Here is a 23,094-nt window from a genome sequence, read left to right as displayed (position 1 = left end):
CGCCCTCAGTCGCAGTCGCGGCAGATCGGCTGACCGTTCTTCTCCCGGGCCAGCTGGCTGCGGTGGTGCACCAGGAAGCAGCTCATGCACGTGAACTCGTCCTGCTGCTTCGGGAGCACCCGGACGGCCAGCTCCTCGTTCGAGAGGTCCGCCCCGGGCAGTTCGAGACCTTCGGCGGCCTCGAATTCGTCGACGTCCACGGCGGAGGCCGACTTGTCGTTCCTCCGGGCCTTCAGTTCCTCGAGACTGTCCGAGTCGACGTCGTCGTCGGTCTTGCGTGGAGTGTCGTAATCGGTTGCCATGTCGCTCTCCCCCTCTGGGTGTCTGCGGTGTCTCCAGCGCACGTAACGCGTGAGAGGCCGGACTTGTGCCCGACCTGAGGCGGAGATTTTGCCTCACATCAAGGTCTGTTACTCAATCGACACCCAACCGGACTCCTCACGAGTGATCGGCTTGGATGGCGATGGGGACCGTACACGGTCCGAATGCCGCACTTCAAAGGCGTCTCACCGGGTACTTCCCGTGATCAAGACCCTCGAAAACCGGGATTTTCCCGGCTTTCCGACAGGGTGCATGATCACGGAGAGTAGAAGGCCGGAAAGGCGCCCCTGTGATCGATCACACACGGAGTCGATGCGGTGAACGTCGCGAAATTCCGCGCAAAGCGAACATCCCCGTGTGTCGCCGAGTTGATCGGCGCCATGATCTCAGACGGGCAGCGTGACTCGCATCACGAGCCCCCCTCCCTCGCGAGGCTGGGCAAAGATGTGCCCGCCGTGCGCCCGGGCCACGGAGCGGACGATGGACAGACCGAGCCCCACACCCTTGTCGCTGCCCGTGCGCTCCGTGCGCAGCCGCCGGAACGGCTCGAAGAGGTTGTCGATCTCGTACGCCGGCACCACCGGGCCCGTGTTGGACACGACCAGGACCGCCTGGCCGTGCTGGACGTCGGTGGTGACCTCGACCCAGCCGCCCTCGGGCACGTTGTAGCGCACGGCGTTCTGCAGCAGGTTGAGCGCGATCCGCTCCAGCAGCACGCCGTTGCCCTGGACGACCGCGGGCTTCTGCTCGCCGCGGATGGTGACGCCCTTGCTCTCGGCCTCGCCGTGCACCTGGTCGATGGCCTGCCCGGCGACCTCGGCCAGGTCCACCGGGCCCCGCTCGATGATCTGGTTGTCGCTGCGGGCGAGCAGCAGCAGGCCCTCCACCAGCTGCTCGCTGCGCTCGTTGGTGGCCAGCAGCGTCTTGCCGAGCTGCTGCAGCTCCACCGGGGCGCCCGGGTCGGACAGGTGCACCTCCAGCAGGGTGCGGTTGATCGCCAGGGGCGTTCTCAGTTCGTGCGAGGCGTTGCCGACGAAGCGCTGCTGGGCGGTGAACGCGCGCTGGAGCCGCTCCAGCATGTCGTCGAAGGTGTCGGCCAGCTCCTTCAGCTCGTCGTCCGGGCCGTCCAGCTCGATCCGGCGGGACAGGTCCGAGCCCGCCACCGCGCGGGCGGTGCGGGTGATCCGGCCCAGCGGCGACAGGACGCGCCCGGCCATGGCGTAGCCGAAGGCGAAGGCGATGACCGCGAGGCCCAGCAGCGCCAGCAGCGAGCGGCTGAGCAGGTTGTCCAGGGCGTTCTGGCGCTGCTCGTTGACGCAGTGGTTCATGGCGTTGTTGAACTCACTGGGCGAGGCCTGGTCGGGCAGGTTGCAGATGTCGCTGGTGACCTTGCCCTCGACGATCTTGAACGGCAGGTCGCTGCCCACGTTCAGCGCCTGCGCCGCGAGCAGGTAGATGATCGACAGCAGCAGGATGCCGGCGATCAGGAACATGCCGCCGTACAGCAGCGTGAGCCGTATGCGGATGGTCGGGCGCAGCCACGGGAAGGGCGGTACGGGCCTTCTGGGGTCCCAGGTGGGTTTCGGGGGCGCCTGCGGAGGCGCGGGGGTAGCTGCCACCGGGGATCAGATCCGGTAGCCGGAGCCGGGGACGGTGACGATGACGGGCGGCTCGCCGAGCTTGCGGCGCAGGGTCATGACCGTCACGCGCACGACGTTGGTGAACGGGTCGGTGTTCTCGTCCCAGGCCTTCTCCAGGAGTTGTTCCGCCGAGACGACCGCGCCCTCGCTGCGCATGAGCACCTCCAGGACGGCGAACTCCTTCGGCGCGAGCTGAACCTCCTTGCCGTCGCGGAAGACCTCGCGGCGGTTGGGGTCGAGCTTGATCCCGGCGCGCTCCAGCACGGGCGGCAGGGGCACGCTGGTGCGCCGGCCGAGGGCGCGCACGCGGGCGATGAGCTCGCTGAAGGCGAACGGCTTGGGCAGATAGTCGTCCGCGCCGATCTCCAGGCCCTCCACACGGTCGCTGACGTCGCCCGAGGCCGTGAGCATCAGCACGCGTGTGGGCATGCCGAGTTCGACGATCTTGCGGCAGACGTCGTCGCCGTGCACGAGCGGGAGGTCGCGGTCGAGGACGACCACGTCGTAGTCGTTGACGCCGATGCGCTCCAGGGCGGCCGCACCGTCGTAGACGACGTCGACGGCCATGGCCTCCCGGCGCAGTCCGGTGGCCACCGCATCGGCGAGCAGTTGCTCGTCCTCGACGACGAGTACGCGCACGTCCCTTGTCCTTCCTGATGTCCACCCGCGTAGCGCTCTTGGGACGCACGGGGGCAGGGTCTTCGACGGTGTCGGTGTGTTGCCCTCCATCCTGCCCTTTTCGGCCATAAGTCGGAGGTAAGGCGGGTGCCGGGGGCTCGGGGGCGGGGGCGCGAGCGGCAGGGGAATAAGAGATTTTCTCCCCCGGTTAGGTTTCCACGGAAGGGAGCTTGGGGAGGACGGCTTTACATCCCACGATCACCCTCTGCAGGTACCGCACCACCATGCGGTGCGCACCGTCCGCTTTCCGCAGGGCGGGCGTGGGTGTCCGGCACCGTCGCCGCCCGGCCGAGCGGCGCTGGGCATCCGCAGGAGACGTGATCGTCCCTTCCGAACGGCACACCCCCGTGCCATCTACCCACGACCCAGGACGAGGGGGCGCAGCATGGACGCATTCACCGCAGGACTTCTGCAGCGCATAAGGGCGACCGAGTCCGATCTGTCCCGGGCTCGCGACGAGGGCGACGACTTCCTCGTCGAGGTGGAGCAGGGTGAGCTCGACGACCTGCGCCGTCTCGCCGCCGAGCACGGTGTGGAGGTCGGCGCGACGAGCGTCTGATCAAGGACTGTGCGGCGGGCCCCGGCGATTCCAGCGCCGGGGCCCACTGCGTTGTCCTACGGCATGTTCACGCGGTGTTCGCAGTGCCGCCGGCCGTTGTCCGCCGGGCGGCGCGGAGCTGCCGCCGACCGACGCGGGCCGTCCTCAGTCGTGCCAGGCGCCGAAGTCCTCCAGGAGGCGCTGGAGGGGCTCGAAGACGCCGGGGGTCCCGGCGACCGTCAGCTCCCCCGAGGGGCGCTCTCCGGGGCGTCCACCGGTCAGCGCGCCCGCCTCCCGGGCGATCAGGTCGCCCGCCGCGACGTCCCAGGCGTGCAGGCCGCGCTCGTAGTAGCCGTCGAGGCGTCCCGCGGCCAGGTCGCACAGGTCGACCGCGGCCGAGCCGCCGCGCCGGATGTCGCGCAGCAGCGGGATCAGCCGCCGGGCGACCTCGGCCTGGTGGGCGCGGACCTCGGCCACGTAGTTGAAACCGGTGGAGACCAGGGCCTGGTCCAGGGGCGGCGCGGGGCGGCAGGCCAGCCGGCGTTCGCCTTCCCAGGCGCCGGTGGCCCAGGCGCCGTGGCCGCGCACCGCGTGGAACGTCTCGCCGCGCATCGGGGCCGTGACGACTCCGACCACGGTCTCGCCGTCCTGCTCGGCGGCGACGGAGACGGACCAGGTGGGCAGCCCGTAGAGGTAGTTGACCGTGCCGTCGAGCGGGTCGATCACCCAGCGGACACCGCTCGTGCCTTCGGTGGCGGCGCCCTCCTCGCCGAGGATGCCGTCGTCCGGGCGGCGCTCGGCGATCAGGCCGGTGATCAGCTTCTCCGCCGCGATGTCCATCTCCGTGACGACGTCGATGGGGCTGGACTTGGTCGCGGCGACCGCCAGGTCGGCCGGGCGGCCGTCCCGCAGCAGCGCGCCGGCGCGGCGGGCGGCCTCCTGGGCGAGTTCGAGCAGATCCGAGTGCAGGGGGTCGGTCACGGGGCTCCTCACGCGTAGGGGCTGTCGGCGCCCGCCGCGGCGGGCCGGGGGGCACGGGCCGGGCAGCAGCCGACCGGGCAGAGGTTGTGGCTCGCGCCCAGGGAGCCCAGGGCGCACGGCGTGACCGCCTCGCCGCGCTCGGCGGCGGCGCGCTCCACGACGAGCTCGCGGACCGCGGCGGCGAACCTCGGGTCGTCCCCGACGGTGGCCGAGCGGCGCATCGGCAGCCCCAGTTCCTCCGCCTTGGCCTTGGCCTCCGTGTCGAGGTCGTAGAGGACCTCCATGTGGTCGGAGACGAAGCCGATGGGGGCGATCACCACGGCCGGGACCCCGGCCGCGTGCCGCTCCTGGAGGTGGTCGCAGATGTCGGGCTCCAGCCACGGGATGTGCGGGGCGCCCGAGCGGGACTGGTAGACGAGCTGCCAGGGGTGGTCGACGCCGGTGCGCTCCCGGACCGCCTCGGCGATGAACCGCGCCACGTCCAGGTGCTGCCGCACGTACGCGCCGCCGTCGCCGTGTCCCTCCAGGGGCCCGGAGGTGTCGGCGGCGGCCGTCGGGATGGAGTGCGTCGAGAAGGCCAGGTGCGCCCCGTCGCGGACGTCCTCGGGCAGTTCCTGGAGGGAGCGGAGCACGCCGTCGATCACGGGCTCGAGGAAGCCCGGGTGGTTGAAGTAGTGCCGCAGCTTGTCGATCCTCGGCAGCTCCAGGCCCTCGCTCTCCAGGGCGGCGAGCGCGTCGGCGAGGTTCTCGCGGTACTGGCGGCAGCCCGAGTACGAGGCGTAGGCGCTGGTGGCGAGCACCAGGACGCGGCGGCGGCCGTCGCGAACCATCTCGCGCAGGGTGTCGGTCAGGTACGGCGCCCAGTTGCGGTTGCCCCAGTAGACGGGAAGATCCAGGCCGTGCTCGGCGAAGTCCTTGCGCAGCGCGTCCAGCAGGGCGCGGTTCTGGTCGTTGATCGGGCTGACCCCGCCGAACAGGAAGTAGTGCTGCCCGACCTCCTTGAGGCGCTCCTTGGGGATGCCGCGCCCGCGCGTCACGTTCTCCAGGAACGGGACCACGTCGTCCGGGCCTTCCGGGCCGCCGAAGGAGAGCAGGAGCAGGGCGTCGTAGGGGGTGACATCGCGCGCGTCTGGCATGACTCCGATCCTGCCACCCTGCACTGACAGCCGGGAAACGGCGGGGTGGTACCCGCGCGGCGCCGTGCCGCGGGCCCGTCCGGGATCGGTCGAACAGGTGCACAAGGGACGTGCGGAGCCGTAAGCTGTGTCGACTGCGTTCGCAGCTTACTGAGCCTTTCCGGAGACCCCGTTGCCCAGCCCCTACCGCGCCCTGTTCGCCGCCCCCGGCACCAAGGGCTTCTCCGCCGCGGGCCTCCTCGGCCGGATGCCGCTGTCGATGATGGGCATCGGCGTGGTCACCATGGTCTCCCAGCTCACCGGACGCTACGGCCTGGCCGGCGCCCTGTCGGCGACGATCGCGCTGGCCGCCGCGGCGGCCGGACCGCAGGTCTCGCGGCTGGTGGACCAGTACGGGCAGCGGCGGGTGCTGCGCCCGGCAACGCTGGTCTCGCTCGCGGCGGCGGCCCTCCTGCTGCTCGCCGCGCACTACGCGTGGCCGGACTGGGTCCTGTTCGTGGCCTGTGTCGGCATCGGCTGCGTGCCGAGCGTCGGCGCGATGATCCGGGCCCGCTGGGCGACCCTGTACCGGGGCACACCGCAGCTGCACACCGCGTACTCCTTCGAGTCCGTGGTGGACGAGGTGTGCTTCATCTTCGGGCCGATCCTCTCCATCGGCCTGTCCACGGCATGGTTCCCGGAGGCCGGTCCGCTGCTCGCCGCGTGCTTCCTGGCGGTGGGCGTCTTCTGGCTGACCGCGCAGCGCGCCACCGAGCCCGAGCCGCATCCGCGCGAGCGCAAGGGCGGGGGCAGCGCGCTGCGCGCGCCGGGGCTGCAGGTCCTGGTGGCCACCTTCGTCGCCACCGGCGCGATCTTCGGCGCCGTCGACGTGGTGACCGTGGCCTTCGCCGACGAGGAGGGCCACAAGGCGGCCGCGAGCGTCGTCCTCGCGCTGTACGCGGCGGGTTCCTGCGTGGCGGGCATGGTCTTCGGGCTGCTGCACTTCGCCGGGGCCCCGGAACGCCGGTGGTTGCTGGGCGTGTGCGCCATGGCCGTGAGTATGATCCCACTCCTACTGGTCGGAAACTTGCCGTTCCTGGCCGTGGCGCTGTTCGTTGCGGGTCTGTCCATCGCGCCGACGATGATCACGACGATGTCCCTCATCGAAGAGCACGTACCACGCGCGCAGCTCACCGAGGGCATGACCTGGGTGAGCACCGGGCTCGCGGTGGGGGTCGCGCTCGGCTCCTCCGCGGCCGGCTGGGTCATCGACGCCGCCGGGGCGCGCGCCGCGTACGGGGTTCCGGCGGTGTCCGGGGCCGTCGCGGTCGCGGTGGGTTTCCTCGGTTACCGTCGGCTCAAGCGGCCGGCTCCGGGTCGGGGAGGCTCCGTTGAGCAGCACAGCGAACGGAAAGAACGGCACGTGGCGTAACTGGGGCGGCAACGTCTCCATGCGCCCCGCGCGGGAGGTCACCCCGGCGTCCGTCGACGAGCTGGCCGACGCCGTGCGGCAGGCCGCCGAGGACGGCCTGACGGTGAAGGCCGTCGGCTCGGGGCACTCCTTCACGTCCATAGCCGCGACGGACGGTGTGTTGATCCGCCCTCAACTGTTGACCGGCATCCGCAGGATCGACCGGGAGAACATGACGGTCACGGTGGAGGCCGGCACCCCGCTCAGGCGACTCAATGTGGCCCTGGCGCGCGAGGGCCTGTCGCTGACGAACATGGGCGACATCATGGAGCAGACCGTCTCCGGCGCCACCGGCACGGGCACCCACGGCACGGGCCGCGACTCCGGTTCGATCGCCGCCCAGATCAGGGGCCTGGAGCTGGTCACGGCGGACGGCTCCGTCCTCACCTGCTCCGAGAAGGAGAACCCGGAGGTCTTCGCGGCCGCCCGCATCGGCCTGGGCGCTCTGGGCATCGTCACCGCGATCACCTTCGCCGTCGAGCCGGTCTTCCTGCTCACGGCCCGTGAGGAACCGATGCCGTTCGAGAAGGTCCTCGCGGACTTCGAGGAACTCTGGGCCGAGAACGAGCACTTCGAGTTCTACTGGTTCCCGCACACCGGCAGCACCAACACCAAGCGCAACAACCGCAGCGCGGGCCCGGAGCAGCCCGTGCCGCAGCTCAAGGGCTGGATCGAGGACGAGTTCCTCTCCAACGGGGTCTTCCAGGTGGCCAACTGGGTGGGCCGGGCGGTGCCCGCGACGATCCCCACGATCGCCCGGATCTCCAGCAGGGCCCTGTCCGCGCGGACGTACACCGACATCCCCTACAAGGTGTTCACGTCCCCGCGCCGGGTGCGCTTCGTGGAGATGGAGTACGCCGTTCCGCGCGCGGCCGTCGTCGAGACGCTGCGCGAGCTGAAGGCCATGGTGGACCGCTCCGGTCTCAAGGTCAGCTTCCCCGTGGAGGTGCGCACCGCCCCGGCCGACGACATCACACTCTCCACCGCCTCCGGCCGGGACAGCGCCTACATCGCCGTGCACATGTTCCGGGGCACGCCCTACCACCGGTACTTCACCGCGGCCGAGCGCATCTTCACCGCCCACGAGGGCCGTCCGCACTGGGGCAAGATCCACACCCGGGACGCGGAGTACTTCTCCAGGGTGTATCCGCGCTTCGGCGAGTTCACGGCGCTGCGGGACCGTCTGGACCCTGAACGGCTGTTCCGGAACGACTACTTGCGGAGGGTTCTGGGGGCGTAGGCGACGGGCTGGGGGTGGTGCGCCCCGCGTCCTCGCTCCCGGTGCTGCTCGGCGTCGGGGCCGGGGAGGATGCGGTGCTGCCGGAGTCACCGGGGGGAAGGTGAGCCCTTCCCGTCCGGTGCGGATCCGGTGGACGGAACGTCCGTGGCGCCGCCGTCACCTTCCGAACCCGCGTCGGAATCTTCGGAGGTCCCGGAGTCCCCGGAGGTCCCCGTCCTCTCCGAGTCCCCCGAGTCCGGCGAGGAGCCGCCGCCGGAGAAGGCGTCGCCGACGGTGGTGCTGCGACCGCCGCCGAGGTTGTGGCCGGACACCAGCTCGTAGGTGATGATTCCGGCCATCGCGACGCCGAAACGAGGGCCGCGGCGAGCAACAGCCGTTTCCAGCCCCTGGCCCGGGCGCGGTGGACGGGGTGAACTCGCCGGGTGGCGGAGGTGATGGTCCCGCCATTACGGCCACCGACCCGAGGGCGCGACCTCGCGCCGCGGAGCTGTTCCCAGTGCGGCTGAAGAAGTGCTGGACGAGCGAACCACCTGGGGTTCTCCGCCGCGGCTCCGCTCATCTCACCGACACCATCGGGCTTTTCGCACATCCTGGGACCTTGTCTGCCTTTCCCGTACACGATCGATCAACTGCACAAGAACGGAACGAGTTGCCGAAACTCGCATTTCCGGTTCTGGCGATTGCGTGAAGTTCCCCACGTTCAAGATCGCGGAACGGGGGCATGAGGCGGCCAAGTCCTCGCTCTTGCCAGAAGTTGGGCGGCGTGCCAATCCACGCACCTGGCCCAAATGGAGTACTGTGGCGAGCCCTGGGCCCGGTCTCCCGTCAGGGTGCACGGGGCCTTTAAGGACCGCCGGGAGGGGGCTAGTTGCACAGGGTGACGGAGTTCGTCACTTAGCGTTGCGAATAGGTAACCGTGCCATAACGGCGATCCAGGGCCCGCGCCCGACACGCCGGGCAACTCGGCAAGGTTGTGGCAGGCTGCACCCGGGCAGGCCACACTCGACTAGCGGAAGCAGCGACGCACGTGACGTCGGCAGGCACCACCCGGGAGGTCCCCATGCCCGAACTGCGTGTCGTGGCCGTCTCGAATGACGGCACACGGCTGGTGCTGAAGGCTGCGGACAGCACGGAGTACACGCTTCCGATCGACGAACGGCTCCGCGCCGCCGTGCGCGGCGACCGTCCCCGCCTCGGCCAGATCGAGATCGAGGTGGAGAGCCACCTCCGCCCCCGCGACATCCAGGCGCGTATACGTGCCGGCGCGACCGCGGAAGAGGTCGCGCAGATGGCCGGCATCCCCGTCGACCGGGTCCGCCGCTTCGAGGGCCCGGTGCTCGCCGAGCGGGCCTTCATGGCCGAGCGGGCGCGCAAGACCCCGGTCCGCCGCCCCGGCGAGAACTCCGGTCCGCCGCTGGGCGAGGCCGTGCAGGAGCGACTGCTGCTGCGCGGGGCCGACAAGGACACCGTCCAATGGGACTCGTGGCGTCGTGACGACGGCACGTGGGAAGTGCTGCTGGTCTACCGCGTCGCGGGCGAGCCGCACTCGGCGAGCTGGACGTACGACCCGCCCCGGCGGCTCGTCCAGGCCGTCGACGACGAAGCCCGCTCGCTGATCGGCGAGTCCGACGACCTGGCCGCGCCCGAGCCCAGCTTCCCGTTCGTGCCGCGGATCGCACGGCTGCCGCGCGACAGGCCGCTGGACCGCCCCGGCGACCGCGAGCGGCCGAGCCTGCCCGCGCAGGCCTCCGAGCCCGACGAGGAGGCCCTGGCCATCACGGCCTCCAGCGAACGGGACTCGCTGACCAGCCTGCTGGAGGCGGTGCCGAGCTTCCGCGGCGACCTGGTGGTCCCGGAGCGTCCCGCGCCGGAGCCCGAGGACGAGCCCGCCGTCGAACCCGAGGAGGAGGAGCCCCCGGCTCCCGCCGCCTCGGCCGGCTCCGCGTACGCGGACGTCCTCATGCCGCGCTCCGTCGGCAGCCACCGTGACCGGCTCATCGGCGCCACCGACCGACAGGCGGAGGCCGACGGCGTCCGCCCGGGCCGCAGGGCGGCCGTGCCGAGCTGGGACGAGATCGTGTTCGGTACCCGGCGCAAGAAGCAGGAGTAGCCGGGCCGGTCGTAGTACGTGTGAGGGCCGCGCCTTGCGGGCGCGGCCCTCACACGCGTGCGCTCACTGCGGGTCGGGCCCCACCGCGACCGGGCGGTCCGGGTCCGAGGACCACTCCGACCACGAGCCCACGTACAGCTCCGCCGGAAGGCCCGCGATCGCGAGCGCCAGCACCTGGTGCGCCGCCGACACGCCCGACCCGCAGTACACGCCGACCCGCGCACCCTCCGACACGCCGAGGCCCTTGAAGCGCTCCCGGAGCTCCTCGGCGGGCAGGAAACGGCCGTCCGCACCCACGTTCTGGGTCGTGGGCGCCGACACCGCGCCCGGAATGTGCCCGGCCACCGGATCGATCGGCTCCACCTCACCCCGGTACCGCTCCCCCGCCCGCGCGTCCAGCAGCACCCCGGACCGTGCCAGCGCCCCCGCGGCATCCGCGTCGAGCAGCCCCGCGGCCCCCGGCTCGGGAATGAAGTCCCCCTCCGCCGGGGCCGGCACGGTCTTCTCCAACGGCCCCTCCCACGCCGGCAACCCGCCGTCGAGGACTCGCACGTCCGGGTGACCCGTCCAGCGCAGCAGCCACCACGCCCGGGCCGCCGCCCAGCCCTGGCCGCCGTCGTAGACGACCACCGGCCTGCGGGACGACACGCCCGCCCGGCGCATCGCCGCGCCGAAACGCCCGAGGTCGGGCAGCGGATGCCGGCCGCCCGCACCCGGAGCCGAGGCCAACTCGCGGTCCAGGTCGACGTAGACGGCCCCCGGCAGGTGACCTGCCTCGTACGCGGCCCGCCCGTCGAACGGCGGCTCACCGGACGCCTTGGCGGCGGTGAGCTGCCAGCGGACGTCGAGCAGGACCGGCGGGGTGGGGCCCGTCAGACCGCTCGCGAGGTCGGATGCGGAAATGATGGCGTTCATGGTCCCATCCTCGCGCACCGGGTGGCCGAGCCGTCGCCGTCCGGCTACTCTGCTCCGCCGAACCGGGTCGATCACGCGGCGTACGGGAACAAGCACAAGGTGTACAGCTGAACGACACCTGTCGACAAGCGCGCCGCAAGGGACAGCGCCCCGCACATCGGGCATCCTCCCGGACATGGGTCGTCCCGCACAGCGAGCCCCACGAGGGCTGCGGAGAGCACCGGCCACCAGGCCGAGAAGAGAGTGACGATGAGCGACGCACCGGCGTCCGCCGGCCCGAACGGCGCGACACCCGCTCGGCACGCGCCCGGTACGCCCTGCTGGGTGAGCCTGAGGGTGCACGGCCTGGCCACGACCGAGGAGTTCTACGGAGCGCTGTTCGGCTGGGTGTTCCGGCCCGGCCCCCAGCAGCTCGGCCCGTACGTGCGCGCGCTGCTCGACGGGCGGGAGGTGGCCGGCATCGGGCAACTGCCGCCGGACCGGCACCTGCCCATCGCGTGGACCCCCTACTTCGCCTCGCGCGACGTTGATCTGACGGCCGAGACGGTGCGCAGCTGCGGCGGCACGATCGGCGTGGGCCCGCTGGACGCCGCCGACGCCGGCCGGCTGGCGATCGGCTCCGACCCGTCGGGGGCGGTCTTCGGCGTCTGGCAGGCCGCCGCGCACCTCGGTACGGCCGTCTCGGACCTCCCCGGCACACCCGCCTGGAACGAGCTGCTCACCTTCGAGTCGGCGACCGTCGCCAAGTTCTACCGGACGGTGTTCGGCTACGAGGAGGAGCCGGTGGTCTCCGCCGACTTCGACTACGTCACCCTGCACCTCGGCGGCCGGCCCGTCGCCGGTGTCCACGGCCTGGGGCAGTCGCTGCCCCGCGACCGGGGACCGCACTGGGTGACGTACTTCCAGGTCGACGACGTCGCGGACGCCCTGGACCACCTCGTCCACCTGGGCGGGACCGTCCTGCAGCCGGTGCGGGACACCCCGCAGGGACGGGTGGCGGCGGTGGCGGATCCGGAGGGAGCGCGGTTCGCGCTCCTCCAGCGGCCGGGCTGACCGGCCGCGTGCCCCTGCCCGGCACCAGGGTTCAGGCGGACGTCACCGGCAGGACGTCCGGGGACAGGGCCGCCGCGCGGGCCGTCGCGGCCGTCATGCGGCGGCGGTGGTGGCGGCGGCACAGCACCTCGTAACCGACCTCGTCGGCGGAGTGGGTGACGTCGCCGACGACCACCTGGGCGCCCTCGACGACCATGACACCGCCTATCGTGCGGGCGTTGTGCGTGGCGCGCGCCCCGCACCAGCACAGGGCCTCGACCTGGAGCACCTCGACCCGGTCGGCCAGTTCCACCAGCCGCTGGGAGCCGGGGAACAGCTTGGAGCGGAAGTCGGTGGTGATGCCGAAGGCGTAGACGTCGAGCCCCAGGTCGTCCACGACACGCGCGAGTTGGTCGATCTGCTCCGGTGCGAGGAACTGCGCCTCGTCGGCGATCACGTAGTCGGCGCGGCCGCCCCGCGAGAGGTGGTCGACGAGGTAGGCGTAGAGGTCCTGCCCGTCCTCGACCTCCACGGCGTCCGTGACCAGGCCGAGGCGTGAGGACAGCTTGCCGTGGCCGGCGCGGTCGTCGCGGGAGAAGATCATTCCCTGGAGCCCGCGCGCGGAGCGGTTGTGCTCGATCTGGAGAGCCAGCGTCGACTTCCCGCAGTCCATCGTTCCGGAGAAGAACACCAGCTCGGGCATGGAGGGTTGAGCGCCTTTCGGTGGAAGGGGGCGGCGTGCGGTCTCAGGAGCGTACTTCGAGCAGGGGGACCAGCTGCTCGGCGGGGGTCATCGAACCGTGGTTGCCGACCATCGCCGACTCCTTGGGCTCCCGCTCGGAGGCGATGAGCAGGACGTCGTCCCGCGCGGCGGCCACCACGTCGCCGATCCGGTCGTAGACACGTGCGTCGACCCGCGGGCCGAACCAGCCCGCCTCGATGGCCTGGTCGCGGGAGGCGACCCAGAACTGCTCGCCGAGCACCTCGCGCCAGCAGGTCAGCACGTCGTTCGCGGCGCCCGGCACCGCGTAGACGTGCCGGGCGCGGCCCTCGCCGCCCAGCAGGGCCACTCCGGCGCTGAGCTCCCAGTCCTCGTCGAAGTCGATGCGGTGCTGCTCGTCGAAGGGCACGTCGATCATGCCGTGGTCGGCGGTGACGTAGAGGGCGCTGCGCGGGGGCAGTTGCTCCGCGAGGCGCTGGACCAGGCGGTCGGCGTACATGAGCTGGCCGCGCCAGGCGTCGGAGTCGACGCCGAAGCGGTGGCCGGCGCCGTCGACCTCGGCGAAGTACGTGTAGACCAGGGAGCGGTCGCCCGCGGCCAGTTGCTCGGCCGCCAGGTCCATGCGGTCCTCGCCGGTCAGCCGTCCGAGGAACGTTCCGCCGCTGAGCGCCACCCGGGTGAGCGGGGTGTTCTCGAAGGTCGGGGAGGACACCTGCGCGGCGTGCACGCCCGCCTCGTGGGCCAGCCGGAAGACCGTGGGGTACGGCTGCCAGGGGCCCGGCGCGGTCCAGGGCTGCCAGCGCAGCTGGTTCATCAGCTCGCCGGTGTCGGGGTTGCGCACGGTGTAGCCGGGCAGGCCGTGCGCGCCGGGCGGCAGGCCCGTCCCGACGGAGGCCAGGGAGGTCGCCGTGGTCGCCGGGTAGCCGGCGGTGAGCGGACGCCCGGTGCCGCCGCGCGAGGTGGCGAGCAGGGACGTCATGAACGGGGCGTCCTCTGGATGCGCCTTCAGCTGCTCCCAGCCGAGGCCGTCGATCAGGAACACGCAGTTCCGGTCGGCGGGGGTCAGCTCGGGGATCGCGGCGGTCATGCCCGGCACGCCCATCCCGGCGGCCAGGGTGGGCAGCAGGTCGGCGAGGGAGCCGCTGCCGTACTCGGGGGTCGGTGCGGAGGCCACGGTGAGCGGTTCGGGGTGGTGGTCCCAGGCCGTCTTCGGCTGTGCCATCAGCGGGCGCTGTCCGCGGTCGCCTCGGAGAGGGCCTGCGCGAAGGCCAGGGCCTGGCGCACGGTCTCCGGTCCGTCCCCGGCCTCGCTGACGCGCAGGCTGAGGTCGTCCGCGGTGGAGTTGCCGGTGTAGCCGTGGTCGGCCTCGCAGTTGGGGTCGCCGCAGGCGGCCGGCTCCAGGTCGATGCGGGAGACGGCACCCCAGCCGATGGTGAGCACCACCTCGCGGGGCAGGGTGCCCGGCTTGTACGACTCCGGGTTGGCGACCACGCGGCTGACCACGATCGACGAGATCCGGCCGATCTTCACGGACTCCGTGGACGTCGTGGCGTACGGCGTGGGGGAGGTGCTGTCGGCGGCCTGTTCGTCGGTGTGGCTGACGATGAAGCGGTTGTCCGTGAGGACGAGCACCGTCACGTGCCGGCGCACCTCGTTCTGGTCGAACGTCGTCTCCTGGTGGACCAGGTACGACCGTATGGGCTCGCCGCCCACGGCGGCCTCCACCGCCTCGGCCACGAGGGCCGGGTAGTAGCCGCTGCGCTCGATCGCCGCCCGCAGCCCCTGGGTCGTCGTACTGGTCTTGGCCATGACGCCCATCCTACGGGGGACCACTGACTGCGAGGCACCGCTCGCCCCCTGTCAGTGCGCGAGAGGGCTCGGTGGGCCCGCTCGGTGCACGGGGGGAGGTCCGCCCGCTCAGTAGGCGGGGAGCGTCCGCGGACCGAGGTCGTCGCGGGCGGGCGGCGGCGCGAGGCGGACGGAGGCGCCCAGGACGCTCAGGCCGTGCGCGGCGACGACGACCGGCTCCAGGGTGACCGCCACGACCTCGGGATGGTCGTCGACCAGCCGCGAGACGCGCAGCAGCAGCTCCTCCAGAGCAGCGGTGTCGGCCGGTGCCGAGCCGCGCCAGCCGAACAGCAGGGGTGCCGTGCGGATGGAGCGCACCAGGGTGCTCGCCTCGCGGTCGGTGACGGGGATCAGCCGGTGTGCCGTGTCCCCGAGCAGCTGTGAGGCGGCCCCGGCCAGCCCGAAGGAGAGCACCGCGCCGGCCGCCGGGTCGATGACGGCCCGGACGACGACGTCCACGCCGCGCGGTGCCATGCGCTGCACGACGGGACGCAGCTCGTCCGGCGCGCCGAACAGCTCGGTCAACTCGGCGTAGGCCCGGCGCAGTTGCTCCTCGTCGGCGAGGTCGAGGCGGACGCCGCCCAGGTCGGCGCGGTGCCTGAGGTGCGGGGCGGTGGCCTTCAGGGCCACCGGGTAGCCGAGGGCGCGGGCGGCTTCCGCGGCGGCGTCCGCGGTCGGGGCCGGCAGAGCGCGGTGGACGTGGATGCCGTAGTGGCCGAGCAGGTCGCAGGTCGTGTCCGGGCCGAGCGTGAGTCCCTGCCCGCGCGCGAGCAGCCCGCCGATCAGGGCGGCGGCGCCCTTGACGTCGATGTCGTCGTACTCGGGTACCTTGCCGGGGTCGGCGGCGTCGCGTCGCCACTGGGCGTACCTGAAGGCCTGGCCGAGGGCGCGGACCGCGCGTTCGGCGGCGGGGTAGGCGGGGATCAGGTGGGCGCCTTCGGGGGCCCGGGCGGCGGGGGGCGGTGTCGTGGCGGAGTCCGGGCCGGGGGCAGGCCGCGGGGGCCTGTCCGCCTCGGACTGGGGTGCCGTGCTCGCCGCGGCCGACAGGGCCTCCGCGAGGCCGCCGAGCTCCACGTGGACGACCAGGACCGGCTTGGCCGGTGCGGCGGCCGTGGCCGAGCGCAGGGCCTCGGCGAGGGCCGCGTCCGCGACCGAGCCCTCCCCCACCGCCGGTATGGCGGTGACGACCACCGCGTCGCACCGGTCGTCGGCCAGGGCGCGGGCCAGGGCGGCGTGGAAGTCCGCGGCGGAGGCGGCCGTGGTCAGATCCTGCGGTGGGTGCGGCCGCAGTCCCTCGGCGAGGCAGGCGTCGTACGTGAGCAGGCCGAGCGACTCGGAGTTGCCGAGGATCGCCACCCGGGGTCCGGCGGGCAGGGGCTGGCGGGCGAGGAGCAGGCCGGCGTCCACCAGCTCGGTGATCGTGTCGACCCGGATCACGCCGGCCTGCCGCAGCAGGGCCGAGACGGTCGCGTGCGGCAGCCGCGTCGCCCGTACGGCGTGCCCCTGGGGAGCCGCTCCGTGCCGGGCGCCCTGGACCACGACCAGCGGCTTCGCCGCGGCGGTGCGGCGGGCGAGGCGGGTGAACTTGCGGGGATTGCCGATGGACTCCAGGTACATGAGGACGACGTCGGTGTCGGGGTCCTCGTACCAGTACTGCAGGACGTCGTTGCCGGAGACGTCGGCGCGGTTGCCGGAGGAGACGAACGTGGAGACGCCGGTCACGCCCGTGACGCCGCCGCCGCGCCGGTGCAGCCGGGACAGCAGCGCGATGCCGATGGCGCCGGACTGGGCGAACAGGCCGATCCGGCCCGGGCGCGGCACCTCGGGGGCGAGGGAGGCGTTGAGCCGTACCCGGGGGGAGGTGTTGATGATGCCGAAAGCGTTCGGGCCGATGATCCGCATGCCGTACGTGCGGGCCTGCCGCACGAGGGCGCGCTGGCGTTCGCGCCCCTCGGGGCCGCTCTCGGCGTAGCCGGCGGAGACGACGACGAGTCCCTGCACGCCGTGTTCGCCGCACTCGGTGACGACCTCGGGGACCTGCTCGGCCGGTACGGCGACGACCGCGAGGTCCACGGGTCCGTCGACGTCCCGCACGGAGCGGTGGGCGGGCACCCCGTCGAGCTCCTTCCACTCCCCGGGCAGGGCCCTGTTCACGGCGTACAGCCGGCCGGTGAAACCGGCGTCCCGGATGTTGCCGAGGACACTGCGACCCACCCCGCCCGGGGTGCGTCCGGCGCCGATGACGGCGACCGAGCCGGGGGCGAGCAGCCGCTGCACGGACCGGGCCTCGGCGCGGTGTTCGCGCGCGTACTGCACAGCGAGGGAGCGGTCGGTGGGCTCCAGGTCGAACTCCAGACGGACCACGCCGTCCTCGAAGCTGCGCTTCTGGGTGTACCCGGCGTCCGTGAACACCTTGATCATCTTGGAGTTGGCGGGCAGCACCTCGGCGGCGAAGCGGCGGATGCCGCGCTCCCGGGCGACGGCGGCGATGTGTTCGAGCAGGGCGGAGGCGACGCCGCGGCCCTGGTGGGCGTCCTGCACCAGGAAGGCGACCTCGGCCTCGTCGGCGGGGGCCGACGCGGGCGTTCCGTCCGGGCCGATCCGGTCGTAGCGTACGGTGGCGATGAACTCGCCGCCGACCGTGGCCGCGAGTCCCACCCGGTCCACAAAGTCGTGGTGCGTGAAGCGGTGGACGTCCTTGGCGGACAGGCGAGGGTACGGCGCGAAGAAGCGGTAGTACTTCGACTCGTCGGAGACCTGCTCGTAGAAGCTGACCAGACGCTCGGCGTCATCGACGGTGATGGGCCGGACGCGCGCGGTACCCCCGTCGCGCAGCACCACGTCGGCTTCCCAGTGGGCGGGATACTCGTGCCGGTCCGGCGAGGTCTGCATGGGCCCCAGAGTACGGCTAGCGCCTGACAACGGCGCGAGGCAGTCTGTGGAGGGCGTCAGTCGGGTCGAGGCCGCGATCCGACGGCACCAGCGGGGCGGAACGACAGGTCCGCTCCGGGTTCCACGTATGGGAAACTGGTCTAGACAACCCTGAACAGCGAAGGGCAGCAACACATGGCTGAGCGCCGCGTCAACGTCGGCTGGGCCGAGGGCCTCCACGCCCGCCCCGCCTCCATCTTCGTCCGAGCCGCCACGGCCGCAGGCGTCCCGGTGACGATCGCCAAGGCAGACGGCAACCCCGTCAACGCGGCCTCCATGCTCGCCGTCCTGGGCCTCGGCGCCCAGGGGGGCGAGGAGATCGTCCTCGCCTCCGACGCCGAGGGCGCGGACGCCGCCCTGGACCGGCTGGCGAAGCTGGTCTCCGAGGGTCTCGAGGAGCTTCCCGAAACCGTCTGAGTCGTACCAGCGGTTTTCCAGGGGTGAAGCCGCGCCGGCCTTCACGGCTGGCGCGGCTTCACTCATTTCCGGGGACCCGAGCGCCTTGAATTCACGACGGCGCACCGGATTACCGGGAAAAGGGCAGCACAATAAATCCCCCGCGGAACTCCACTCTTTGTATACGGCTTCCGTGTTAATGCCGCGGGCTCACCGTGTTTACGGGATGTTGCGGGTTCCTCACACGCTCACCGCGATCCCGCGGGGCGCCCAGGCGCAGGCGGTGCGCGGACGTCGCGCGCTCGGTGTGCAGCGCCGTGACCGCCCGCGCGCGCTCGCTGTCACCACGCGCCACCGCGTCCACGATCGCGCCGTGCTCGGCCCAGGACCCCGCCGGATCGGCCGGCGCCTCCACCGCGTACATCCAGGCGATCTTGTGGCGCAGCTGGGAGAGCACCGCGATCAGGGCGGGGCTGCCCGAGGCCTGGGCCAGCGTCTCGTGGAACCAGCCGCCCAGGGAGCGCAGGTCGTCGCTGGTGCCCCGGCGGGCGCGCTCCTGGCCCAGCCGGACCAGGCCGCGCAGGACCTTCAGATGGGCCTCGGTTCGGCGCTGGGCGGCTCGGGCGGCGCCGAGCGGCTCCAGCAGCGCGCGCATCTCCAGCAGGTCGGCCGCCTCCTGCTCGGTGGGTTCGGCCACGCACGCGCCCGCGTGCCGCCGGGTCACCACGAAGCCCTCGGCCTCCAGCGTGCGCAGGGCCTCCCGGACGGGGACGCGCGAGACGCCGTAGCGGCGCGCGAGGAGTTCCTCGGTGAGCCGGCTGCCGCGCTCGTGGACCCCCGCGACGATGTCGTCCCGGATAGCCGTGCACACCGAGTGCGCGGGAATACGCATGACCCGACCTCCGCTTAATCCCCGTGAAACGTCGACGAGTGACGTGTGTTCCGTGACTCTATTGCAATCAGCCCGAATTTCCGACGGCAGCCCGGAATCCATGCATATTTTTTGGACACGGGCTCCGGGAATGCCGAAAGGCCCCGGCTCGGTGAGCCGGGGCCTTTCGGATGCGGAGCGGGTGCGTCAGAGGTTCACGCCGTGCGAGCGGAGGTAGGCGAGGGGGTCTATGTCCGAGCCGTACTCGGGGCTCGTGCGCGCCTCGAAGTGCAGGTGCGGTCCGGTCACGTTGCCGGTCGCGCCGGACAGGCCGATCTGCTGGCCGGGGGTGACCTGCTGGCCCACCGAGACGCCGACGGAGGACAGGTGGCCGTACTGGGTGTACGTCCCGTCGTTCATCTTGATCAGGACCTGGTTGCCGTAGGCGCCGCCCCAGCCGGCCTCGACGACCGTGCCCGCGCCGACCGCGTGGACGGAGGTGCCGGTGGCGGCGTGGAAGTCGATGCCGGTGTGGCTGCCGGAGGACCAGACGGCGCCGCCTGCCTTGTAGCCGGTGGAGACGTAGGAGCCCGGGATCGGGGACACGTAGCTGTTGAGGCGCTTGCGCTCGGCCTCGCGGGCGGCGCGCTCCTCGGCCTCGCGGGCCTTCTCGGCGGCCTCCTTGGCCTTCTTCGCCGCCTCGGCGGCGCGCTCGCGCGCGGCCTGTTCGGCCTTCTCCTTGGCGGCGGCCTCTTCGGCCGCCTGCTTCTGCGCGACGGCCTGGGCATCGATCTGCTGGGCCACGGTGTCACCCATGGTGACGACCGGGGTGAGGCCGGTCTGCTCGACGGCCGGCTCGGAGGCGGCGAAGGCCGGGGCGGCCACGGTGCCGATCACACCGGTGGTGGCGAGAGCCGCGACGCCCGCCGCGCGGGCCGTGCCGCGCTGGATCCTGCTGGGACGGCGATGCTTGCCGGTGGCGCGTGTGAACGCCATGAAGTGGCTGGTCCTTTCCTTCCCTCTCGCCTACCGGGTTAGCTGACGGGTTCGGAGCAGGAAGGTCTCCTACGGACCCCCTCGCGACTCGCGCGGGCGTCCGATTCACCCCAGGGACTGCGGTTGGGTCCCCGGCTCCCCTGGCTCGCGCCGTACGGGGACTCGGCGATGGCTGTCCGGTGCCGCGGGTGCGGCGCACTGCCTGACGAACAGCCCGGAAGAAGCTAAACGGGGCCACTTTCAATTCCCAAACGGATCCGGCCTTTTGTAGCGCATCCCACAGGGCAGACAGGCAACTCCCGCCCCAATTCGGACATAAAGGGGCCCTGGTGCCTTGGAAGACGACCAGGGCCCCTCCTCGCGCGGGCCGCTACTCGGCGGCCACGACGGTGACCGCGCCGATGCCCAGGGCCTCCACCGGGGCCTTGATCTGCGCCGCGTCGCCCACGAGGACGGTCACCAGACGGTCCACGGGGAAGGCGCTGACGACCGCCGCCGTGGCCTCCACCGTGCCGGTCGCCGCCAACTCGCGGTACAGGGTGGCCTGGTAGTCGTCGGGCAGATGCTGCTCGACCTGGTCGGCCAGCGTGCTCGCGACGGCCGCGGCGGTCTCGTACTTCAGCGGAGCCACCCCGACCAGGTTCTGCACGGCGACGTCCCGCTCCGCGTCGGTCAGGCCCTCGGCGGCGAGGGTGCGCAGCACCGTCCACAAGTCCTGCAGGGCCGGACCGGTGTTGGGCGTGTCGACGGATCCGCTGATGGCGAGCATCGAGGCACCGGTCCCGTCCGGCGCGGACCGCAACACCTGGGCGAAGGAACGCACGCCGTAGGTGTAGCCCTTCTCCTCGCGCAGGACGCGGTCCAGGCGGGAGGTGAGGGTGCCGCCTAGGCAGTACGTGCCGAGCACCTGCGCGGGCCAGACGCGGTCGTGCCGGTCCGGGCCGATCCGGCCGATCAGCAGCTGCGTCTGGACGGCGCCCGGGCGGTCCACGATGACGACCCGGCCCGTGTCGTCGGCGGTCACCGGCGGCACCGGGCGCGGCTCGGCCGGGGAACCGGTCCAGGAGCCCAGGGTGTCGCCGAGCAGGGCGTCCAGGTCGATGCCCGTGTAGTCGCCGACCACCACGGCCGTGGCCGTGGCGGGACGGACGTGCTTCTCGTAGAAGGCGCGGACGGCCGCGGAGTCGATCGCGGTGACCGTCTCCTCGGTGCCCTGCCGGGGCCGCGACATGCGCGAGCCCGCCGGGAACAGCTCCTTGGAGAGCTCCTTGGCGGCGCGGCGGGAGGGGTTGGCCAACTCGTGCGGGATCTCGTCGAGGCGGTTGCGGACCAGCCGTTCGACCTCGCTGTCCGCGAACGCGGGCGCCCGGAGGGCGTCGGCGATCAGACCGAGCCCCTTGGCGAGCCGGGAGGCCGGCACCTCCAGGCTGATCCGGACGCCGGGGTGGTCGGCGTGCGCGTCGAGGGTGGCGCCGGCCCGCTCCAGCTCGGCGGCGAACTCCTCGGCGGAGTGCTTGTCGGTGCCCTCCGAGAAGGCCCGCGCCATGATCGTGGCCACGCCGTCGAGACCGGCCGGCTCGGCCTCCAGGGGCGCGTCCAGCAGCACCTCCACGGCGACGACCTGCTGGCCGGGGCGGTGGCAGCGCAGCACCGTCAGGCCGTTGTCGAGCGTGCCGCGCTCGGGGGCCGGGAAAGCCCAGGGCCGGGCCTCGCCCGCCTGCGGCCGGGGGTGGAAGTCCATCGTGGCCAGCTCGGTCACTTGGCCGCCTCCTCGTTCTCGTCGCCGGCCGCGGCTGCGGCGTCCCCGGCGGTGTCGGCCTCGTCGGTCTCGTCGGTCTGGTCGGCGACGGGCTCGTAGACGAGCACCGCGCGGTTGTCGGGGCGCAGCCGGGCCTTGGCGACCTCCTGGACCTCCTCCGCCGTGACCTCCAGGACGCGCTGCACGGCGGTCAGCGCCAGCTGCGGGTCGCCGAACAGCACGGCGTACCGGCACAGTTCGTCGGCGCGGCCGGCGACCGTGCCGAGCCGGTCCAGCCACTCGCGCTCCAGCTGGGCATGGGCGCGCTCCATCTCCTCGGCCGTGGGGCCCTCCTCGGCGAACCGGGCGAGCTCCTCGTCGATGGCGGCCTCGATGACCGGCACCTCCACGTCACCGGACGTCTTCACGTCCAGCCAGCCCAGCGAGGGCGCCCCGGCCAGCCGCAGCAGGCCGAAGCCCGCCGCTACGGCCGTGCGGTCGCGCCGCACCAGGCGGTTGTACAGGCGGGAGGACTCGCCGCCGCCGAGGACCGTCAGCGCCAGGTCGGCCGCGTCGCACGCGCGCGTGCCGTCCTCGGGCAGGCGGTAGGCGGCCATCAGGGCGCGTGCCGGGATGTCCTCCTCGACGACCTCGCGCAGCTCCTCGCCGATGATCTCGGGCAGCGAGCCGTCCCGCGGTACGGGCTTGCCGTCGTGACCGGGGATGGAGCCGAAGTACTTCTCGATCCAGGCCAGGGTCTGCTCCGGGTCGATGTCGCCGACCACGGAGAGCACGGCGTTGTTCGGCGCGTAGTACGTGCGGAAGAACGCGCGGGCGTCCTCCAGGGTGGCCGCGTCCAGGTCGGCCATGGAGCCGATGGGGGTGTGGTGGTACGGGTGACCCTCGGGGTAGGCGAGGGCGGTGAGCTTCTCGAAAGCGGTGCCGTAGGGGACGTTGTCGTAGCGCTGGCGGCGCTCGTTCTTCACGACGTCCCGCTGGTTCTCCATCGACTCCTCGTCCAGGGCGGCGAGGAGGGAGCCCATGCGGTCGGCCTCCAACCAGAGGGCGAGCTCCAGCTGGTGGGCGGGCATGGTCTCGAAGTAGTTGGTCCGCTCGAAGCTGGTGGTGCCGTTCAGCGAGCCGCCCGCGCCCTGGACGAGCTCGAAGTGGCCGTTGCCCTTGACCTGGGCGGAACCCTGGAACATCAAGTGCTCGAAAAGGTGAGCCAGGCCGGTACGCCCCTTGACTTCGTGGCGCGAGCCGACGTCGTACCAGAGGCACACCGCCGCGACGGGGGTCAGGTGGTCCTCGGAGAGCACCACGCGCAGACCGTTGGCCAGGCGGTGCTCGGTCGCTGTCAGGCCCCCGGAGCCTGCCTGGGCTGTGGCCGTGTGACCCATGGGCATGTACGTCCCTTCGATCGCGGAGCGGTCTTCACAACCGCGGATTCCTGCCGGTCCTGCCACTGTATGCAAGCGTGCCAAGCGCCGGTGAAGTTCCCGGCGCCGGCCCGGCTCTCGGACCGCGGGAGGCCCTCGGTACAGGGTCCTGG

The 23,094-nt window shown here is 72.3% G+C and carries 21 protein-coding genes and 1 riboswitch; of the genes, 6 read left to right on the top strand and 15 right to left on the bottom strand.

Going from position 1 to position 23,094, the window contains the following annotated elements:
* Positions 1-5: 5 nt before the first annotated feature.
* The 3 genes from ABTZ58_RS24615 to ABTZ58_RS24605 form a co-directional block, all read right to left on the bottom strand.
* The gene (locus tag ABTZ58_RS24615) at positions 6-302 is read right to left on the bottom strand and encodes a DUF4193 domain-containing protein (RefSeq protein WP_003993510.1); all 297 of its coding nucleotides are present in this window, start codon (positions 300-302) and stop codon (positions 6-8) included.
* A gap of 405 nt (positions 303-707) precedes the next feature.
* Positions 708-1,940 (bottom strand): sensor histidine kinase, encoded by a 1,233-nt coding sequence (locus tag ABTZ58_RS24610; RefSeq protein ID WP_351360525.1) that lies wholly within the window; start codon positions 1,938-1,940, stop codon positions 708-710.
* 6 nt (positions 1,941-1,946) lie between these two features.
* A complete protein-coding gene (locus ABTZ58_RS24605; RefSeq protein WP_003993508.1) occupies positions 1,947-2,600 on the bottom strand; it encodes a response regulator transcription factor in 654 nt (217 codons plus the stop codon).
* 424 nt (positions 2,601-3,024) lie between these two features.
* On the opposite strand from ABTZ58_RS24605, the gene ABTZ58_RS24600 reads away from it, so the two are divergent.
* Positions 3,025-3,198 (top strand): hypothetical protein, encoded by a 174-nt coding sequence (locus tag ABTZ58_RS24600; protein WP_010035018.1) that lies wholly within the window; start codon positions 3,025-3,027, stop codon positions 3,196-3,198.
* Positions 3,199-3,342: 144 nt separating this feature from the next.
* Here the strand turns inward: ABTZ58_RS24600 and ABTZ58_RS24595 are convergent, their stop codons facing one another.
* Together ABTZ58_RS24595 and ABTZ58_RS24590 are read right to left on the bottom strand one after the other, a co-directional pair.
* Positions 3,343-4,158 carry an inositol monophosphatase family protein gene (locus ABTZ58_RS24595; protein ID WP_351360520.1) on the bottom strand — a complete coding sequence of 272 codons (816 nt, stop codon included), beginning with the start codon at positions 4,156-4,158 and terminating at the stop codon, positions 3,343-3,345.
* Between the two features lie 8 nt (positions 4,159-4,166).
* Complete coding sequence (locus ABTZ58_RS24590; RefSeq protein WP_351360517.1) at positions 4,167-5,294, bottom strand: ferrochelatase; 1,128 nt, start codon at positions 5,292-5,294, stop codon at positions 4,167-4,169.
* Positions 5,295-5,466: 172 nt separating this feature from the next.
* On the opposite strand from ABTZ58_RS24590, the gene ABTZ58_RS24585 reads away from it, so the two are divergent.
* On the top strand, positions 5,467-6,705 hold the full coding sequence (locus ABTZ58_RS24585) for an MFS transporter (RefSeq protein WP_351360514.1): 1,239 nt from the start codon (positions 5,467-5,469) through the stop codon (positions 6,703-6,705).
* Positions 6,665-7,984, top strand: coding sequence for a D-arabinono-1,4-lactone oxidase (locus tag ABTZ58_RS24580; protein WP_351360511.1), 1,320 nt, complete (start codon positions 6,665-6,667; stop codon positions 7,982-7,984). The genes ABTZ58_RS24585 and ABTZ58_RS24580 overlap by 41 nt, the downstream gene beginning before the upstream one ends.
* An 86-nt stretch (positions 7,985-8,070) precedes the next feature.
* Here the strand turns inward: ABTZ58_RS24580 and ABTZ58_RS24575 are convergent, their stop codons facing one another.
* A complete protein-coding gene (locus ABTZ58_RS24575; protein WP_351360508.1) occupies positions 8,071-8,322 on the bottom strand; it encodes a hypothetical protein in 252 nt (83 codons plus the stop codon).
* 722 nt (positions 8,323-9,044) lie between these two features.
* On the opposite strand from ABTZ58_RS24575, the gene sepH reads away from it, so the two are divergent.
* Complete coding sequence (gene sepH, locus ABTZ58_RS24570; protein ID WP_351360505.1) at positions 9,045-10,094, top strand: septation protein SepH; 1,050 nt, start codon at positions 9,045-9,047, stop codon at positions 10,092-10,094.
* Positions 10,095-10,157: 63 nt separating this feature from the next.
* On the opposite strand, the gene ABTZ58_RS24565 is transcribed toward sepH, so the two are convergent.
* The gene (locus tag ABTZ58_RS24565; RefSeq protein ID WP_351360502.1) at positions 10,158-11,009 is read right to left on the bottom strand and encodes a sulfurtransferase; all 852 of its coding nucleotides are present in this window, start codon (positions 11,007-11,009) and stop codon (positions 10,158-10,160) included.
* A gap of 249 nt (positions 11,010-11,258) precedes the next feature.
* On the opposite strand from ABTZ58_RS24565, the gene ABTZ58_RS24560 reads away from it, so the two are divergent.
* On the top strand, positions 11,259-12,062 hold the full coding sequence (locus ABTZ58_RS24560) for a VOC family protein (protein ID WP_351360499.1): 804 nt from the start codon (positions 11,259-11,261) through the stop codon (positions 12,060-12,062).
* 31 nt (positions 12,063-12,093) lie between these two features.
* Here the strand turns inward: ABTZ58_RS24560 and ABTZ58_RS24555 are convergent, their stop codons facing one another.
* The 4 genes from ABTZ58_RS24555 to ABTZ58_RS24540 form a co-directional block, all read right to left on the bottom strand.
* Positions 12,094-12,744 carry a thymidine kinase gene (locus tag ABTZ58_RS24555; protein ID WP_351360496.1) on the bottom strand — a complete coding sequence of 217 codons (651 nt, stop codon included), beginning with the start codon at positions 12,742-12,744 and terminating at the stop codon, positions 12,094-12,096.
* A gap of 43 nt (positions 12,745-12,787) precedes the next feature.
* Positions 12,788-13,984 carry an alkaline phosphatase family protein gene (locus tag ABTZ58_RS24550; RefSeq protein ID WP_351360493.1) on the bottom strand — a complete coding sequence of 399 codons (1,197 nt, stop codon included), beginning with the start codon at positions 13,982-13,984 and terminating at the stop codon, positions 12,788-12,790.
* Positions 13,984-14,571: a DUF5998 family protein gene (locus tag ABTZ58_RS24545; protein ID WP_309094457.1), complete on the bottom strand. Its 588-nt coding sequence runs from the start codon at positions 14,569-14,571 to the stop codon at positions 13,984-13,986. Before ABTZ58_RS24545 ends, ABTZ58_RS24550 begins: the two co-directional genes overlap by 1 nt.
* Positions 14,572-14,679: 108 nt before the next feature.
* Entirely contained in the window at positions 14,680-17,502 is a 2,823-nt protein-coding gene (locus tag ABTZ58_RS24540; RefSeq protein ID WP_351360489.1) for a bifunctional acetate--CoA ligase family protein/GNAT family N-acetyltransferase, read from the bottom strand.
* 174 nt (positions 17,503-17,676) lie between these two features.
* Here ABTZ58_RS24540 and ABTZ58_RS24535 point away from each other — a divergent pair, with 174 nt between their 5' ends.
* Positions 17,677-17,958, top strand: coding sequence for an HPr family phosphocarrier protein (locus ABTZ58_RS24535; protein WP_003993478.1), 282 nt, complete (start codon positions 17,677-17,679; stop codon positions 17,956-17,958).
* Between the two features lie 175 nt (positions 17,959-18,133).
* Here the strand turns inward: ABTZ58_RS24535 and ABTZ58_RS24530 are convergent, their stop codons facing one another.
* From ABTZ58_RS24530 to ABTZ58_RS24515, 4 genes are all read right to left on the bottom strand, one after another.
* Complete coding sequence (locus ABTZ58_RS24530) at positions 18,134-18,829, bottom strand: GntR family transcriptional regulator (RefSeq protein WP_351360486.1); 696 nt, start codon at positions 18,827-18,829, stop codon at positions 18,134-18,136.
* 186 nt (positions 18,830-19,015) lie between these two features.
* Positions 19,016-19,804, bottom strand: a complete 789-nt coding sequence (locus tag ABTZ58_RS24525; protein WP_351360483.1) for a M23 family metallopeptidase — start codon at positions 19,802-19,804, stop codon at positions 19,016-19,018.
* Between the two features lie 12 nt (positions 19,805-19,816).
* Positions 19,817-19,982, bottom strand: a riboswitch (cyclic di-AMP (ydaO/yuaA leader).
* Between the two features lie 192 nt (positions 19,983-20,174).
* Positions 20,175-21,563, bottom strand: a complete 1,389-nt coding sequence (locus ABTZ58_RS24520; protein ID WP_351360480.1) for a M16 family metallopeptidase — start codon at positions 21,561-21,563, stop codon at positions 20,175-20,177.
* Positions 21,560-22,948 (bottom strand): M16 family metallopeptidase, encoded by a 1,389-nt coding sequence (locus tag ABTZ58_RS24515; RefSeq protein ID WP_351360477.1) that lies wholly within the window; start codon positions 22,946-22,948, stop codon positions 21,560-21,562. Before ABTZ58_RS24515 ends, ABTZ58_RS24520 begins: the two co-directional genes overlap by 4 nt.
* Positions 22,949-23,094 lie beyond the last annotated feature (146 nt).

This window comes from Streptomyces sp. NPDC094143, assembly GCF_040303825.1.
Lineage (GTDB): Bacteria > Actinomycetota > Actinomycetes > Streptomycetales > Streptomycetaceae > Streptomyces.
The sequence above is the reverse complement of the archived record's forward strand: the minus strand, read 5'-3'. Positions and strand labels throughout refer to the sequence as shown.